The sequence below is a fragment of the Streptomyces sp. NPDC048637 genome (assembly GCF_040650675.1).
GTDB lineage: Bacteria > Actinomycetota > Actinomycetes > Streptomycetales > Streptomycetaceae > Streptomyces.
Window position 1 is genome coordinate 12998 of record NZ_JBEZHQ010000035.1, and the last position, 16714, is coordinate 29711.

Below are 16714 nucleotides of genomic sequence, written 5' to 3' on the forward strand. Positions count from 1 at the left end.
GAGGCGGCGGAACGGCGGAACCGGAGACGGCTCGCGTTGAGTCCGGTCAGCCGCTCTCGCCCGCGCCCCCGTCCGTCTGTTCGCTGCTGCCCCCGCCCCCGCCCTCGACCCCGTCCCGGGACCGTGCCGCGCCGTCTGCCGTGTGGTCCGGCCACACGCCGATGTGATCGCTCTCCAGCTCCAGCAGGACGCGGTGTGCCATGCCCAGACTGCTGGTGTACTCGGCCGGCAGCTGGAGCCGGCCCGCCCGGTCGAGCATCGCGTACTCGCGTGCCACCAGGGACTCCTGGCCGGTCGCGGCGTCCCGTTCGGTGCGCCGCAGAACCTCTGAGGACGTACGGCCGTCGCGGATCGCGACCGTGCGCCGGACCTCGCCGGCCACCGCCTGGTCGTGGGTGACGATCACGATCGTGGTGCCGAGCTCCTCGTTGGCGGTGCGGAAGGCCGTGAAGACCTGCTCGGCGGTGTGCGAGTCGAGCTCACCGGTCGGCTCGTCGGCCAGCAGGACGGACGGGGTGTTGGCCAGCGCCACCGCGATGGCGGTGCGCTGCTGCTCGCCGCCGGAGAGCTGGTGCGGACGCCGGTCCCGGCAGTGGTCGAGCGAGAGCATCGACAACAGCTCCTCGGCCGCCTTCGTACGGGCCGCCCGCCGCCGGCCGCCCCGCAACTGCATGGGCAGCATCACGTTCTGCAGGGCCGTCAGGTACGGCAGCAGATTGCGGGCGGTCTGCTGCCAGACGAAACCGACCACATCGCGGCGGTAGCCGAGCCGGGCCTTGGCGTCCATCGTCAGCAGATCGCGGCCGGCGACCGTGGCGGCGCCCGCGGTCGGCACGTCCAGGCCGGCCAGAATGTTCATCAGGGTCGATTTGCCGCTGCCGGACGCCCCGACCAGCGCCATCAACTCGCCCTCCGCGACCAGAAGATCGAGCCCTTGGAGGGCCTGCACCTCCACCCCGTCGGTGGCGAAGACCCGTACCAGCCGGTCGCAGGCGATCAGCGCGTCGTGCCCGTAGGCGGGCCGCCCGCGCCGGGAGGCCGCGCGCCGCTCCAGCTCGGCCAGGCTGGTGGGCGCGGCGGGCCGGGGCGGGGAGGCCGGGGCCGCCCCGGGGACGGGTGCGCCGGGCGGTGTGTCGTCGGGCCGTGTGGTCATCGGGTGTCCCCCGCTCTCAACTCGGTGCTCTCGCGCCGCCGCCCGCTCAGCCAGGCCTGGGCCAGGGCGACCGCCAGGGCCAGGGCGACCACGCCCGCCGACGGCAGCAGCAGGGACGCGGGATCGGTGTGCAGTCGTACGGTGCCCGGTGCACCGCCGCCCGAGGTACCGGGGAGGGCGAGCGCGGTGAGGTCCGTACCGGGGCCCAGCAGCCGGATCGTGACGGCGCCGGCCAGCGCGCCGCCGAGGGCCGCGAGCAGTGCCTGCGGCAGCGCCTCCAGAATCAGCAGACGCTGCCCCTGGGCCCGGGGCAGCCCCATCGTGCGCAGCCTGGCCAGGAGTTGGGTGCGCTGCGGGGCGGCCTGGAGAAGGGACAGCAGCAGGGCGAGCAGGGCGAAGCCGGCGCCGGCCGCGACCGCCGCGGTGTAGAGGCGCACCGCGCCCTGCTGGAGGGGCGAGTCGGCGAACTCGGCGCGTACGGCGGAGCGCAGCGCCAGACGGACGGGCGCCGACGCCGGGGTGTGGGCGCGTACGGCGGAGCGCAGCGCACCGGTGTCCAGGGAGCGGCCGGACAGCAGGAGGGTGGAGGGCCCGGTGGCGGGGTCGCGGTAGGTGTCCGGGTGGCGGCGGGCGACGCTCCCGGCGTCGATGACGACGAAGTCGCCGCCGGGCTGCGCCGGGGTGTCGGCGCGTACGGTCCGCGGGCGGATGACGAGCTGGCCGAACTCCGGCTGCAGGGCCATCGGCGCGCGCCCGAAGCGGGTGAGGAAACGGGGGGACACCAGCGCGGGCAGCGGCCGGTCGCCGCCCGGGTCGGCCAGCTCCTGCGCGGCGAACGCGCCCAGGCCGGTGGCCCGCGAGAGCCGGGAGTAGGCCTCGGCGTCGGCGATGACCAGGTAGAGGGGCGGCCCGTTGTCGTCGGCGGCCTGGACGTCGATGCGCAGCGGTACCGCGTCCACGACGCCGGGCACCTTGCCGACCGCCCGCCGCAGCTCCTCGGGGAGCGGTTTGCCGGCCGAGATCCGGGCCTCGGCGCCGACCGCGGTCAGCGCCGCATGGTCCCGTGCGGCGGCGACCCCGGCCAGCACCGAGCCGCCGAAGGACGCCGTGGTCAGCGCCACCACCAGGGCCAGCAGCGGCAGCCCGGCGGTGGCCGGGGCGCGGCCCGCGCGGGCCAGCGTCAGAAAACCGGTCAGCCCGGCGGTGCGGGCGGCGGGACGGGCCGCCAGCCGCAGCGGGAGCGGCCAGAGGCGCATCAGGACCAGCGCGGCGATCACCCCGATCAGCACCGGGGCGATGCTGACCAGGGCGTCCACCCCGCCCGTCGCCATGCTGCGGCCACGCAGCGCGAGCACCGCGCCCACCGCCAGTACCAGCACGGTCAGTTCGGCGACCATGCGGCGCCGGGAGGGACGGGCACCCGCCGCATCGGCGCGCTCCGCGGGGCACGGACGGCGGTGTGCGGCGGCCGCCCGCAACGGCAGCGCGAGCGTCCCCAGCAGCCCGGCCCCGGGCGCCGCCAGCAGTACGGGCAGCACCGCCTCCCCGGGCACCAGCAGCAGCGCCAGACCGCCCCCGGCCGCGGCCGCGGGCAGCGCCACCACCCCGGTCTCCGCCGCCAGCCGCCCGGCCAGCCCGGCCAGTGACGCACCACGGGCCCGCAGCAGGGCCAGTTCGTCACGCCGCCGCGCCGCGGTCAGCCCGGCGGTCATCAGCAGTACCACCCCCGCGACGGTGCCGATGCCGTACGCGGCCACCGCGATGACCGGGGCGACCGCCGTCCGCGTCCGCGCGAAGGCCTCCAGCAGACCGTCCACCGCGCTGTCGGCCAGCGCACCGCTGCCCGCCACTCCGCGCAACCGGGCGAGTGCCGCGCCGTGTTCGAGGGAGAGCAGCCGGTCCCGCAGCAGCGGGGCGTCCCCGCCGGTCAGCGCGCGGGTGTCGACCGGGTAGCGCCAGAACTTCTCCGGCTCGCCCCCGGTGGCCAGCAGCGCCGGGCCGTCCTGCGGCGACAGCAGCAGACCGGCGCGCCAGAACCTGTGCGGCGGAAGGCCTGGCGTCACATCCTGGCGGGCGGCCGTCATCAGCGGGTCCACGGCCCAGTACGCACTGTCCGGGGCGCGCGGCGTCAGCAGCCCGGAGATCCGTACCGTCAGGCCCTCCAGATGCAGTTGGCTGCCGACGTGCAGGGCGAGGGCCCGTGCGGTGGCGACGGTGACCGCCGCCTCCAGGGTGCGCTTCCCGGGGGCCGCGCCGTGCGGCAGCCGGCCCTCGGTGAGCGTGGCATGTGCGCCGAGCCCGGCGGCCGCGTACAGCGAGAGGCCGGGATCGACGCCGTCGGGCCGGGGCAGCCAGGAGTCCTGTGCGCTCAACGGCTTGGTGGTGCGTACGCCGTGCAGGGACTCGCCCCCGACGATCCGCAGCGGGGCGCGGAACTGGCCCCGGATCGCCCGGTCCTGGCGGGTCAGCTCTCCCGCGGCGTAGGCGGCCGCGGGGTCGCCCTCGGTCACGTCCGTACGCGAGACGGTGATCTCCACCGTCCGCTGGCCGGCCGGCACCGAGCCGAGCGCATGGCGCACGCCCCGCGTCTCGTACGCCGCCACCCCTCGCGGGAACGCCGCCGCGAGAAACGCGGTGACCAGCACCAGCGCGCCCAGCGCCAGCGCCGCCGCGCGCGCCGGACGCGGCCGGTCCCTCCCGTTCCGTGCCGTCACCGGCGCTCACCCCGCCGGACCGGCCCCACACCATGCCTCGTCATCTCACAGCACTCCTTGGCCGCGCAGGGCCCGTACCGGATCGCCGCGGCGCAGCGCGATCGCCGCGACGACCAGCAGCGGCACCGCCGCGACCGCCGCGAGCAGCGCGGCCACCGGGCCCGGCGGCAGCTCCACCAGCACCGGCGGCACCGGGCGGCCCGCCTGCTCGGTCAGCACGATCAGCGGGACGACCGCCCGGGTCAGCACCGTCCCCAGCGCCGCACCGACACCCAGCGCCAGCGCGATCAGGACGCCCTGCTCGGCGACGATCATCCCGGCCAGCTGCGGGCGGGGCGCCCCCAGGGCCCGCAACACGGCGAATTCCCGGGCCCGTTCACGGACCGACCCCGCGGCGCTGACCGCGAAGCCGACGGCCGCCAGGGCCACCGCGACCGCGGCCGCCGCGGTCAGCGCGGTCTGCGGGCCGAGCCCCAGCGGATCGTCGTGCAGCTGCCCGGCGATCTCGTCGCGGACCAGCACCTGGCCCGGGTCGGTGTCGGGGCGGGCCCGCAGCGCCTCGACGACCTCGGCCGCCGTGCCCGGCCGGGGGCGCAGCCACCACTCGGTGGCGGTCAGCGGCAGCGCCCCGTGGTCGGACAGCGCCTCGTTGACCGCACCGAGGTCGACCAGCAGCCCGCCGGTGGCCGGTGCGTCCGCCGGACCCGGCAGCGCCCGCACCGCCCGTACGATCCGTGCCTTCAGCGGCCGGCCGTTGACCGGCACCTCGACGAGGGAGCCGGTCCGCGATCCGCTGGCACGCAGATACGCCTCGGTGGCGACGGCGGCGAGCGGCGGGCGCGCGGGGTGCGCGGCGGTGATCCGCACCGTGGTCACCGCGGCCCCCCAGTCCTCCACCCGGGCGCCGGTGTCGTACGTCTGGGACAGCAGCACGCCCCCGGGGACAGCGGCCCGGCCCGCCCTGGGGCCGGACGGCTCACCCACGGAGCTGCTCTCGTCGGCGATCCGCGCCTTCCAGGCGAGGCCGGCGGGCGCGGTGAGGGGCCGGGACGGGCCGTGGCCGGTGGCGGCCTCCACGGCGGTGACGGTGAGCCGCTGACGGTGCGAGACCCGCGACTGGTCCACGTCGACGAGCAGACCGGTCAGCCGCAGGGGGCCGGCCGGGCGGCCCGCCGGGGCGCCGGCCGCGGCGCCGAGGTCGGCGCTCAGGGTGTGCGGTGCGCCGTCGGCAGCGAGCGGGCCGAGCGGCAGGGTGTACGGGATGCCGTGGCGGTCGGTGACGAGCGCGGAGAGGGTCGCCGGCACCGGCCCGGTGTCGCGGCCGGCCGCCTCCTGGCCGGCGGGCGGCGGCAGCGCCCGCAGCGAGCGCAGCGCGGCGGTCAGCCGTAACCGGTCGCTGTCCGGCGGCAGTTGCACCCCCGCCGGGGGACCGGCGTCCGGCGTCACCGCGCGCAGCACACCGTCCGCCGCCCGGCCCCTCGGGGCGTCCGCGCCGCCGCCCACCAGATCGCCGCGCAGCAGCAGCGACCCCGCCGACCGCCGGGCGTCCAGCGCGAGCAGCGAGGAGGACTCGCCGTCCGACAGCTCCAGGCCGGCCAGCCCGGCGGGCAGTGCCGCGGCCACCCCCGGCACCTGCTGGTACGCGCCGCCCTGGCCCAACGGCGGTGTCCGGCCCGCCAGTACGCGCACCGCCGCGCCCGCGCGGAAGTCGGCCTGGTCGTCCTGCGAACGGTCCCAGGACGCGCCCTGGCCGATCGCCAGCATGCCCAGGGCGGTGGCCAGCACCAGCAGCAGCACGGGGCCGGCGCCGCGGACGGGCTCTCCCCTGCGCGAACGAAGGTGAGAGCTCGGGGAAGAGCGGCGGCTGATCTGCCAGCCGGCCATCGCCGCCGCCAGCCCCCGGCCGCCGGCCGCGCCCCGCTCGGCGATCCGGGCGGCGAGCGGCAGCAGCCGCAGCGTCAGCACCGTACCGGCGAGCAGCGCCAGTGCCGGGGCGGCCACCAGCACCGGGTCGATGCCCAGTTGGCCGGCGGTGTCCCCGGTCAGCACCCCGCTGCCGGTGCCGTCGCCGCCCGCCGTCTGGCGCTGGAGCTGCCAGTAGGCGACACCGGCGATCACCAGCAGTCCGAGGTCGGCCCCGGTCTTTCCCCAGGTCTTCAGCCCTGCGCGCGCAGGGGAGACCCCCGGGGCACCGGGCAGCGCCCGCCGTCGCGGCGGGCCGTCCGCCCCGGTCCGCAGCAGCGCGGGCGCGGCCACCGCGAGGGCGCAGCCCAGCGCCACACCGAGGCCGGTCAGCCAGGCCGGCGCGGTCAGCCGGGTGTCCAGCGGCAGCCCGATACGGGCCAGGGCGCCCTGGCCGGCCAGCAGTTGCATCAGCGGTCCGGCCAGCAGCGGCGCACCGACCGCGGCCGGCGCGGCCAGCAGCAGCGACTCCGCCAGGGCCAGTCCCGCGATCCGCCGCCGGGACCCGCCGCGGGCCCGCAGCAGCGCCGTCTCGCCGGTCCGCTCGGTGCTCAGCATCCGGGCGACCAGCAGCAGGGCATAGCCCGCCAGCAGGATCAGCTGCAGCGCGACGATCAGGATCGTCGAACGGTTCACCAGCAGCGCCCGCTGCAACTGCCCCAGCGCGGCGGGCAGATCGGTGGTGGCGGTGGCCCGGCCCGCGAACGCCGGATCGGCCATCAGCGCCTTGGGCGCCGGACCGGCGGCGGCGGTCAGCGCGGCCAGCCGGTCCGCGGTCAGGGAGCGGAAGTCGGCGGTGGCGAGCCAGCCCACCGAGTCCTGGGCCGGCGAGCCGCCGCGGAACGCCCCCGGATCGGTGAGCAGCGGCCCGTACGTGGTGAAGCCGGCGGTGCGCACCCCTCGCCCGCCGAGGTCGTCGAGCTTCCAGTACGGGTCGGTGCGGTCCTTGGGCCGGTAGACGCCGGTGACCTCGACCGCAAGACGGGCGGGGCCGGACAGCCGGTTGCCGAGGGTGAACCGCCGGCCGGGCGCGACCCTCAGCCGGGCCGCCGCGGACTCCGGCAGCGCGACGGGCAGCCGGCCGTGCGAGGCCGGGCCGGGCCAGTGGCCGGCCGTGAGGGTCAGGCGGGAGCGGTCCAGGGCCGCGAGGTGGGTGAGATCCGGCTCACCCGTGCGCGTGTCCGGCGACCGCAGCGTGCGGGGCAGTGCATACGGCCCGGAGCGGACCAGGGTGTGCACCGTGAACGGCAGTCCGTCGAAGGCCCGCCGGGCGCCCCGGGTGACCGCCCGGTCCGCCGGTTTCCTTGCCCCGGGGGGAAGCTGGGCCTTCACCTGCAGTGCGGCGGCCACCGCGGCGCGGGTCCGCAGCGCCTGCCGCAGTCCCGCGTCCCCGATCGCGCCGGAGAAGGCCGCGAGCGTCGTCAGCACGGTCGTGGTGAGCAGCACCGAGAGCAGGGCAGCGGCCAGCAGCAGACGGTGCGCACGCACCCGCAGGAAGACAAAGCCGGACACGGACCCCCCTTACCGCGCTCAGCACCACACAGATGAACGAATAGTGGCAGACGAGCGGTGCGGGCGGAGGGGGCTGTGGACAACCCTGGCCGGATCATGACGGCGAAGGCGGGGTGCGGGGCCGGTGTGCGGCGTGCCTCAGTCCGCGGCGTTGACCATCGAGGCGGCGGCGTAGGTGAGGTAGTCCCACAGCTGCGTCTCGTGCTTCTCGGACAGGCCGAGGGAGTCCACCGCGTCCCGCATGTGCCGCAGCCAGGCGTCATGGGCGGCCCGGTCGACGGTGAACGGGGCGTGCCGCATCCGCAGCCGGGGGTGCCCGCGGCCGTCGCTGTACGTGCGGGGGCCGCCCCAGTACTGCATGAGGAAGAGCGCAAGCCGCTCCTCGGCCGGGCCCAGGTCCTCCTCCGGGTACATCGGCCGCAGCAGCGGGTCCTCGGCGACTCCCTGGTAGAAGCGGTGAACCAGGCGCCGGAAGGTCTCCTCGCCTCCGACCTGTTCGTAGAAGGTCTGCTCCTCGAGCGTGCCGCGTGGAATCTTGTTCACCCGTCCATGGTGGCAGACGTCCCGGCGGAGGACTTCGGTCGTAGGCCCGGGGCCGGTGGCGCGGCCGGAAATGCGGCCGGGGCGTGATCGGTTGATCACGCCCCGGGGTCGCGCCCGGCCGGTGACGGCTCAGCCGCGGCGCACGGTCAGCGTCGTCCAGGCGCCGACATGCACCCGGTCGCCCTCGTGGAGCGGCACCGGCACGTAGGGCTGGATCGGGTCCTCGGCGAGGTTGATCGTCGTGCCGTTGGTGGAGTTCTGGTCCACCACCGCCCAGCTGCCGTCCTGCTGCTGCACCAGCAGCGCGTGCTGGTGCGAGACGCCCGGGTCCTCCGGCGCACTGCCCAGATCGATGTCCGGGGACTCGCCGGTGCTGTTGCGGCGGCGGCCGACCGCGATCTGGCCGTTGGCGAGCGGGAGCACCTGCTCGGGGGAGTACGAGGGCAGGTTGAGCCCCGCCGCCTCCGGGCCGCTGCGGCCCATCATCGCCATGAAGTACTCGCGGTCCGGTGCGACCGCGACCACCCAGCCGGCACCGACGACCGGCGGCGGACCCTGCGGCGGCGCCGCGGTGCCCTGGCCGGGGCCGCCGTTCCACTGCTGGTCCGGGCCGGGCTGCTGCTGCGGCGGCATCTGCTGCTGCTCGTACGGGCCGGGCTGCTGCTCGTACGGGGGCTGCTGTTGCTGCTGCTCGTAAGGCGGCTGCTGCTGCTCGAACGGAGCCTGCTGCTCGTACGGTCCCGGCTGCTGCTGTGGCGGGAACGGCGCGGGCGGCGGCTGCTGCTCGTACGGGGCCTGCGGGCCGGGGCCGGGCGGCGCGGGCGCCATCGGCGGGGGAGCCGCCTGGGCGCTCGGCGGGTTCAGCGTCCAGTCGTCGCCGCCCTGCTGCGGCGGCGGGCCGCCCTGCGGGCCGGGGCCGGGCATGCCGGGGGGCGGGCCGGGCTGGAATCCGCCGGGTCCGGGCTGGTCGGGGAAGCCGCCGGGTCCGGGGCCGCCGGGTCCGGGCTGGTCCGGGAACCCAACGGGTCCCGGCTGGTCAGGGAACCCACCGGGGCCGGGGCCGCCGGGGGGCATGCCCTGCTGCTGCGGGGGCTGAGGCTGCTGGGGCTGCGGGGGCGGGAAGCCGTAACCGCCCTGCTGCTGCGGGCCGCCCTGCGGGCCGGGTGCGGGCGGCGGGAAGCCGTAGCCGCCCTGGCCTCCCTGGGTGCCGGGGCCGGGGCCGGGGGCGCCGGGCGGCGGGCCCGGCTGCTGGCCGGGCGGCGGGGCGTAGGACGTCGGGGAGTTGGTGAGGAAGTTGTAGCGGCACCCCTCACAGAACGGTGCCATCGCCTCACGCGGTGTACCGCACTGCGGGCAGGTCTCGGGCTGTCCGGAGGGGCCGGGGCCGCCCTGCTGGGGCTGCGGCGCCGGGAAGCCGTAACCGCCCTGGCCGCCCTGCGTGCCGGGGCCGGGCTGCGGCGGGGGGAAGCCGTATCCGTCCTGGCCGCCCTGGGGGCCGGGGCCGGGCGCGGCGGGACCGGGCTGCGGCGGCGGGAAGCCATAGCCGCCCTGGCCGCCCTGGGAGTCAGGACCACCGGGGCCACCGAAGCCGGGACCGGGGCCACCGGGCGGCGGACCGGGCTGGCCCTGCGGCGGACCCTGCGGCGGACCGGGCTGTCCGGGCGGCGGGCCGGGCTGGCCGGTGGGCTGGCTGGGCGGCGTGTTCAGGAATCCTGCAGGCAGGGAGGGCGGCGGGGGGACAGCGCCCGCCATCCGCTGGCCGCACACCTCGCACCAGTCTTCGGCCACCGACTGGTGGCCGCTCGGGCAGGTCGGCATGTCGGTTCTTCCCCCTCCGTACCGAATTCTCTCGGTTGTGCTGCTCGGTACTGATCGTGGCTATTTCTTCACGCGAACGGTTTTCGTCGAGCGCGTTTCGAGAGTCATCTCGTCCGCCTCGGCGACCTTCGCCTTCAGTCGCACAGTACCGGTCGCCGTATCGACGACGTCCACCACCTTCGCAAGGAGTTTCGCAGTGCCCTCGTTCCCCGAGGCGCCGGCCAGTTGTACCGCGCGGCCCAGTTTCGCCGTGGCACCGTCGGTATCGCCCGACTTGCGGGCATCGAGCCCCTGTTGGATGACTTGCGCCAGTTCGGCCTGGCCTGTGTAGTGCGCCACCTGTGGATTGATCGACGTGGAAGCGGCCACGTCGTCCGTCCACAGGGCCCGTACGAGGCCCTGCGACAGGGGCTGTGGCGGGCTCTGCGCGGGGTCGCCGTCCGGGGCGGAAATGATCAACGAGACCCGTCCTGCCAGCATTTCCTGCCCGATCCCGGCGGCCGGGACCCGCAGGCAGAGGTGGTAGTCGCGGGACTCGTCGCCCCAGGAGCCGGTCGGATAGTCCGCCGACCGCGGACCGGACTCCCGGCGCCGGGCGGTCAAGTCCTGCACGGTGGGCGCCACTTGTTTGACGAAGACGGTCTCGGCGCCCAGCGGCGTCCACAGCCGCAGGCCGACATCGGCGACCTCCTTGCCCATCGCCGTCTCCATCATCAGCCTGAAGTCGGCGGTCAGATTGGCCGGATCGGCGACGATGTCGGCGGTGCCCAGCAGCGCCGAGGCGATACCGGTGACCTCCTTGACCTCCCAGTCCGTGCCGACACCGCGGGCATCGCAGGTGAAGGACCCGGAGCAGGCGTCCAGGGCGGCCCGCAGCTCCTGCGGCGACTCGTGCTCATTGCGGCCGTCGGTGAGCAGGATGGCGTGCCGGATGCCGGCCCCGGCGGACGACAGCAGCCGGCCGGTCAGCCGCAGCCAGCTGCCAATGGCCGTGCCGCCGCCCGCGGTCAGCGTGCGCAGCGCCTCCTTCGCCTGCGCACGGGTGGCCGCCCCGGCCACGGCCAGCCGGCCGCCGCCGGGGTAGACCTCGACGGCCCGTCGGGTGCCGGCCACCACCGCGAAGCCGGCACCGTCGCGCACGGCGTCGAGGGCGGCGGCCGTCGCCTCCCGGGCGCCGCGCAGCTTCGCCGGCGGATGGTCCATCGACCCGGAGCAGTCCACCATGATCACCACTGCGGCATCCGGCCCCCCGGTACCCCCGCCCGGCACCGGCCGGCCCCCGGTCGTGCCGCCGCCCGTCGCGGTGACCGTCACGATGGCGTGGACCTCCCGACCGCCCTCGGGGAGGTAGGGGTTCTGGTACACCTCGGCGGAGAAACGCGGCACCCGGGACTTGGCGAAGTTGGCCATCCGTTTCCGCTCCTTGGGACGCCGTAACCGGTCGGTCGGTACACGTGGTGCGTCGTACATGGCGCATGCGCGTGGCGGGGCGTACGGGCGGGGGTGCGCCGTGCCGCGCACCCCCGCCCCCGCTCGTCGTCGGTGCGCCGGTCAGGCCGGTGCCACCTGCCCCGCCGGCGCGGGGAACGGCACCAGCGCCACGGTGACGTTGTCGTGCCCGCCGCCGTCGAGGGCGTGGGTGACCAGGGTGCGGGCGCCGTTCAGCGGCCGGGCGGGGGCGTCGTGCGGCAGCACCGCGGCCATCTGCTCCGCGGTCTCGGCGTAGTTCCACAGCCCGTCGGTGCACACCACCACGACACCGGGCCCGTCCGGCTTGAACGTCGCGGTGTGCGGCTCGACCTCGTACGCGTCCGCGCCGAGCCAGCCCGTGATGGCGTGCGCACGCTCATCGGCGTTCGCCTCGGCTTCGGACATCAGGTTGTTGGCGACCATCTGGGCGGCCCAGGAGTCGTCCTCGGTGAGCCGGACGGGCGGCGCCGTACGGTCGTTGGGGATCCAGTAGGCGCGGCTGTCGCCGACCCAGCCGACGGTCAGCAGGCCGCCGCCCACCACCGCACCGACGAAGGTGCAGGCCGGGGCGTTCTGCTGGCGGTGCTCGTCATGAACCAGGGACGGGTCGGTGGCGAGTGCGTCGACCGCCGAGGAGGCCGCCAGGATGGCCTCGTGCATGGCCTGCGCGGGGTGTGTACCGCGCGGCAGGGACGCCCGCAGCGCCTCCCCGGCGGCCTCGGACGCCGCCGTGGACGCCTCGTCCGGACGGGTCGCCGAGGAGACACCGTCGCAGACCACGGCGACCACGACGGGGGTGCCGTCCGGCAGCGCGGCGGCACGGAGCGCGAAGAAGTCCTCGTTGCGGTGGTGCCGGTGGCCCCGGTCACTGACCGCGGCGATACCCCCCACCTCGCATTCCATGTGGTCGCGTGGGCGGGGCCGGGTGTGACCGCAGTGCGTGCAGTGGCCGTCGGCGTCCACGGACCCGGACCGGCAGGCGGCGCAGACCTGGGTGCCCTGGGCGGGCGTGCCGTCGGCAACGGCGGTGCCGGACGGGCCTTCTGCCGCGGCGGGCGCCACGGGCTCGGCGGCGGGTGCCACGGGCTCCGGGGCGGGCGTCCCGGGTTCCGCGCCCGACGCCACGGGCTCGGCGGGCACCCCCGGCACCCCGGCCGCGGCCTCGGCGGCCGCGTCGGCGACCGCCTCGTATCCGGCGACGCGCGGATCGGCGGGCGGCGCGTCGGCCACCGGCGCGTGACCCGGCACCGGCGGCGCGCCGGCGTCCCCGTACGGCAGCCGGGCCTGCGGGTCCGGCGGCGGCGGTCCGGCCGGGCCGGGCCGGCCGGCCGGTGCGGGTGCCGGCGGCGGACCGGGAGGCATCGGCGGCGGGGGCGGCGGGGGCGGTACGGCGGCAGCGCCGGTCGCGGCCGGCGCGCCGTACGCCGGCGGTGCGGCGGGCGCCAGGAGATCGGCGCCGCACCGCCCGCAGAATTTGTCCCCCGCGTCGAGCGGTTCGTCACAGCCCGGACACCGGGACGGCCCAGTCACACCCATGTCACACCCACGTCCTGGGGCGGAAGCGGTTGGCCCGTTCCACCAGTTCGATCCTTTTCTCACCACGCTGTGCCAGCCGCGCCAGCAGACGGTACGACCGCTCCAGGCCGAACCGCAGACCGCGCTCGTCGAGCGGGCTGCCGAGCAGCGCCGGCCGCTCGGGTGCGGTCGCCGCGCCGTCCGGCCCGGCACCGTGGCTACCGGAGAGTACCCAGTCCAGGGCGCTGCCCAGTACCTCGGTGGCGAGTTGTTCCCGGCGCTCGGCATCCAGACCGAAGTCCGCGAGCGCCTCGATCTGTTCGGCGGCCGCCCGCAGATCCGCCAGCAGCGGATCGCGGGGCGGCCGCTCCCGCAGCCGGGCGCGGATCGCCGCGATCCGCGCCGCGATGTAGTGGATGGACGACTCCGGCACCGACTCCAGCGTCTCGACCGCGCCGCCGCGGTCGCCCGTCGCCAGCCGCACCCGGGCCAGCCCGAACGCGGCGCCGACATAGCTGCGGTCGGTCGCCCACACCAGGCGGTAGTACTCCATCGCGTTGTCCCACTGGCCCAGCAGCTCCGCGCAGATCCCCAGGGCCAGCTTCGGCGCCGGTTCACCGGGGAAGGCGTCGTAGACCGCGTCGAAGGCCAGCGCGGCGCTCTCGCGGTCGTCGGCCGTCAGCGACACCAGGCCGCGATGCCACACCACCCGCCAGTCCGCGCCCCACGTGGTGGGTTCCGCGCCGCCCCGCTCCGCGGCGGGCCACGGCCCGGCGGGCTCCGCCGCGATCGTCTCCAGCACCTCCCGTGCCGCCGCGCCGTCCCCCGACTCCAGACGGGCGCGCAGCTCCCGCAGCCGGAGCTCCAGGGAGTCGGCGGGCGCCGCGCGCAGCGCACCCAGCAGCTCGGCGGGCCCGGCGGCCGGCAGCCCGGCCAGCAGCCGGGCGTTGGGGTCGCCCGGCTCCACCCGCGGCACCGGCAGCGCGAGGGCGGCGCCGGCGACGTCCAGGGGGCGCAGCAGCGGAGCGCCGGAGGTCCGTTCCGCCGTGCGGGCCGGGGCCGCGCCCCGTGCGCCCAGCAGGGAACTGTCGCCGTCCGCCGCGGGCATCAACTCCGTGTCCGTCACCCGGAGTTCGGGCCCGAACAGGGTCGACAGCGCGGGCCGCGGCCCGCCCGACTGGAGCGCCACCACCTCCCGCAGGACCCCCGTCAGCTGCTCGGCCATCTCCTCCGCGGAGGCGAACCGGCGCGCCCGGTCCGGGTCCGTGGCGCGCACCAGCAGCCGGTAGAAGGACTCGTAGGTGCGGAACACCTCGATGTTGTCCGGATCGGGCAGGGAGTCCGCGAAGATGTTCGTATAGCCCTGGAAGTCGAAGGTGAGGACGGCCAGGGTGCGCGCGACGGTGTAGAGGTCGGAGGAGACCGACGGGCCCAGCGCGGCGATCTCGGGCGCCTGATAGCCGATCGTGCCGTAGATCGGGCTCACCTGGTCGTCCATCCTGCGCACCGCGCCCATGTCGATCAGCTTGAGCTGGTCGTGCTGCTGGATGGCGTTGTCGACCTTGAAGTCGCAGTAGAGGAAGCCGCGGCTGTGCAGATGGCCGAGTGCCTCCAGCGCCTCGATACCGTACGCGCAGGCCTGCTCGACGGGCAGCGGATCACGCCTGCCCTGGGCAGTGCGCCGGTCGTTGGCGAGGTCCTTGAGCGACTTGCCGCCGACGTACTCCATGACGATGTACCCGTCGATGCTGCCCGTCGCCCGGTCGAGATGCTCCACGAAGTTGTAGATCCGCACGATGTTGGCGTGCTCGATCTCGGCGAGGAAGCGCCGCTCGGACACCGCCACCGACAGCGCCTCCTCATCGCCGGTGTCCAGCAGCCCCTTGAGCACCACCCACCGGTCGGAGACCGCATGGTCCGTCGCCAGATAGATCCAGCCGAGCCCGCCGTGCGCCAGACAGCCCACGACCTCGTACTGGTCGTGCACCATGTCACCGGGCCGCAGCTTGGGAACGAAGCTGTACGGATGGCCGCACTTGGTGCAGAACCCTTCCGTACGGTCCGGCTGCTCACCGCGCGCCCGGCCCACCGGCGCCGCGCAGTCCGCACGGCTGCAGAACCGCTTGCGCTCCGGGACCTCCGGATGCTCCAGCACCGCCGTCCGCGGATCGGGCCGCGGCACCTCCGGCACCGCCACCAGGCCCGCGCCCAGCCGCCCGCGCGACGGTCCGGAGGACGCACCGCTGCCCGGGCCGTGCACCGACACCGCCGCCACCTCGCGCGCCCGGCCCCCGCCGGACCCCGTGCGGGGCAGCCGCCCGGACACCGACCGCCGCGACGCCGACGCGCGGGCCGACGGCCCACTGCCGCCGGGACCGGGGCCGGACGGCCCACTGCCGCCCGAACCGGGCGCGGGGGAGGGGACCGTGAGCAACGCCCCGGCCGCCTCCCGCGCGGCCATGACGCCCGCCGGCTCCCGGCCCGTCAGGCCCGTGGGCGGCGACGACAGCAGACCGCCCGGCGAGACCACCGGCGCCAGACCGCACAGATCGCAGTACCGCGCACCGCCGCCGACATCCTCGTAACTGCCCGCACAGTCCCGCCGCTGGCAGCGCTCGTCGGCCCGCTCCGTCACGACTCCCCCCGCCCCTCCAGCTGCGGCGGAACCAACGCCTCCGCCGCCACCTGCTGATAGCGCCACACCGCCTGCTCCGCCGCCCGCAGATCACACGGTGCGCTCCACAGCATCCGGCGCGCCAGGTCATATCGCTCCGTCAGCAGCGGATCCTCCGCCATGCCGTGGCGCGCGACCTTCGCCCGGTACGCGTCCAGCCTGCCCCGCAGCTCGGCACGCACCGCGAGCGGCGCGGTCACCGCCGTCAACGACTCACGGGCCCGGTGGAGTTCGTCCTCCGCCCGCTCCTCCAGACTGTCCAGCAGCGGCGAGAGCCGGTGCCACTGCGCCCGCCGGCGGTAATCGGCCGCCGCCGCCAACTGCTCGTGCAGCGCCGTCGACGGGCCGCTGACCGCGGGCACCTCCGACGCGGCGATCTTCGCCAGCACCTCGCCACGGGCCTGCCGTGCCTCGGTCAGCGTACGGTCCGCCCGCGACAGCACGTCCCGCAGCTGCATCAGCCGCCGCTCCGCGTCCTGCCGCACATCCAGCACCGCCGCCACCTCCCGCCGGATGTCCTCCAGCGCACGCGCCGCACGGTCATAGCGCCCGGTGTCCGGCCGGCCCCCGCCCGGCGCCGAACTCCCCGTCGACGACGACACCCAGAACGCCAGCGGATCCGCGATCACCCGCTCCCGCAGCCGCAACAGCTCCTGGGTGATCCGCTCCAGATCGTCACCCGCCGGATGCTCCCCGGGCCGCACCCCCACCGAATGCGCCAGCGAACGCGTCCGCTGCAACTCGGCCGACAGCAGATCTATCCGGGCCGGCAGCGCCGACCAGACCGCATCGGCGGCCACGATGACATCCAGCGAGCGCGCGTACAGCCCGTTCATCCGCTCGACGAGCCCCTCCAGACTGAACCGCTCGCTCGGCCGGGCCGGGCCGCCCTCCTGACCACCGCCCTCCGCGGCCGCACCCGGTACCGTCACCCCCGCGCCGTGCAGCAGCTCCGTCAGCTCCGCCAGCTCCTCCACGGACGGCCAGCGACGCCGCTCCCGCAGCTCACGCGCCGTCTCCAGCGCGGCCGTGTACGCATCGAACAGCGACCACAGGACCGTGATCGACCGCTCCGCGGCGGCCCAGCGTTCCTTGGTGGTGCCGGACAGCTCGGCGCCCTCCAGCAGCCGGCGCCCCGCGTGGTCCTGCAACGCGAGCAGCGACGTCTCGATCGCCTCGTACTCGGCGCCGAGCCGCGCCAGGGCGCGATCCACCTCCTCCCGGTCCAGCACCGGGGCATCGGGCCTCCCCGGAGAGCCGGGGAAGGGTCCAGGGACGCCCATCGATCACCTCTCCAATACACGTACGATGCACGGCGGTTGCGGCGACCCCGTAGCCGCTGCGGTCTGTTCG

The 16714-nt window shown here is 76.1% G+C and carries 9 protein-coding genes; all 9 read right to left on the reverse strand.

The genetic code is table 11. The features are described 5' to 3' along the window. Positions 1-46: 46 nt before the first annotated feature. Complete coding sequence (locus tag AB0C46_RS31515) at positions 47-1153, reverse strand: ABC transporter ATP-binding protein (protein ID WP_362832009.1); 1107 nt, start codon at positions 1151-1153, stop codon at positions 47-49. Then, entirely contained in the window at positions 1150-3867 is a 2718-nt protein-coding gene (locus tag AB0C46_RS31520; RefSeq protein ID WP_362832010.1) for an FtsX-like permease family protein, read from the reverse strand. The genes AB0C46_RS31515 and AB0C46_RS31520 overlap by 4 nt, the downstream gene beginning before the upstream one ends. 45 nt (positions 3868-3912) lie before the next feature. Further along, on the reverse strand, positions 3913-7341 hold the full coding sequence (locus AB0C46_RS31525; protein WP_362832011.1) for an ABC transporter permease: 3429 nt from the start codon (positions 7339-7341) through the stop codon (positions 3913-3915). A 138-nt stretch (positions 7342-7479) separates the two neighbouring features. After that, complete coding sequence (locus tag AB0C46_RS31530; RefSeq protein WP_362832012.1) at positions 7480-7884, reverse strand: globin; 405 nt, start codon at positions 7882-7884, stop codon at positions 7480-7482. A gap of 129 nt (positions 7885-8013) precedes the next feature. Next, a complete protein-coding gene (locus AB0C46_RS31535) occupies positions 8014-9702 on the reverse strand; it encodes an FHA domain-containing protein (RefSeq protein WP_362832013.1) in 1689 nt (562 codons plus the stop codon). Positions 9703-9762: 60 nt separating this feature from the next. Continuing rightward, on the reverse strand, positions 9763-11112 hold the full coding sequence (locus AB0C46_RS31540) for a VWA domain-containing protein (RefSeq protein WP_362832014.1): 1350 nt from the start codon (positions 11110-11112) through the stop codon (positions 9763-9765). 141 nt (positions 11113-11253) lie between these two features. Further along, positions 11254-12708 (reverse strand): PP2C family serine/threonine-protein phosphatase, encoded by a 1455-nt coding sequence (locus AB0C46_RS31545; RefSeq protein WP_362832015.1) that lies wholly within the window; start codon positions 12706-12708, stop codon positions 11254-11256. A gap of 1 nt (position 12709) precedes the next feature. Next, on the reverse strand, positions 12710-15322 hold the full coding sequence (locus tag AB0C46_RS31550) for a tetratricopeptide repeat protein (protein ID WP_362832017.1): 2613 nt from the start codon (positions 15320-15322) through the stop codon (positions 12710-12712). Next, positions 15319-16644: a hypothetical protein gene (locus tag AB0C46_RS31555; RefSeq protein ID WP_362832018.1), complete on the reverse strand. Its 1326-nt coding sequence runs from the start codon at positions 16642-16644 to the stop codon at positions 15319-15321. Before AB0C46_RS31555 ends, AB0C46_RS31550 begins: the two co-directional genes overlap by 4 nt. Positions 16645-16714 lie beyond the last annotated feature (70 nt).

What these genes read in the sequence shown, in the direction of transcription:
- AB0C46_RS31515 (WP_362832009.1), bottom strand. Translation starts at nt 1,153, where the DNA reads ATGACCACACGGCCCGACGACACACCGCCCGGCGCACCCGTCCCCGGG.
- AB0C46_RS31535 (WP_362832013.1), bottom strand. Translation starts at nt 9,702, where the DNA reads ATGCCGACCTGCCCGAGCGGCCACCAGTCGGTGGCCGAAGACTGGTGC.
- AB0C46_RS31540 (WP_362832014.1), bottom strand. Translation starts at nt 11,112, where the DNA reads ATGGCCAACTTCGCCAAGTCCCGGGTGCCGCGTTTCTCCGCCGAGGTG.
- AB0C46_RS31545 (WP_362832015.1), bottom strand. Translation starts at nt 12,708, where the DNA reads ATGGGTGTGACTGGGCCGTCCCGGTGTCCGGGCTGTGACGAACCGCTC.
- AB0C46_RS31555 (WP_362832018.1), bottom strand. Translation starts at nt 16,644, where the DNA reads ATGGGCGTCCCTGGACCCTTCCCCGGCTCTCCGGGGAGGCCCGATGCC.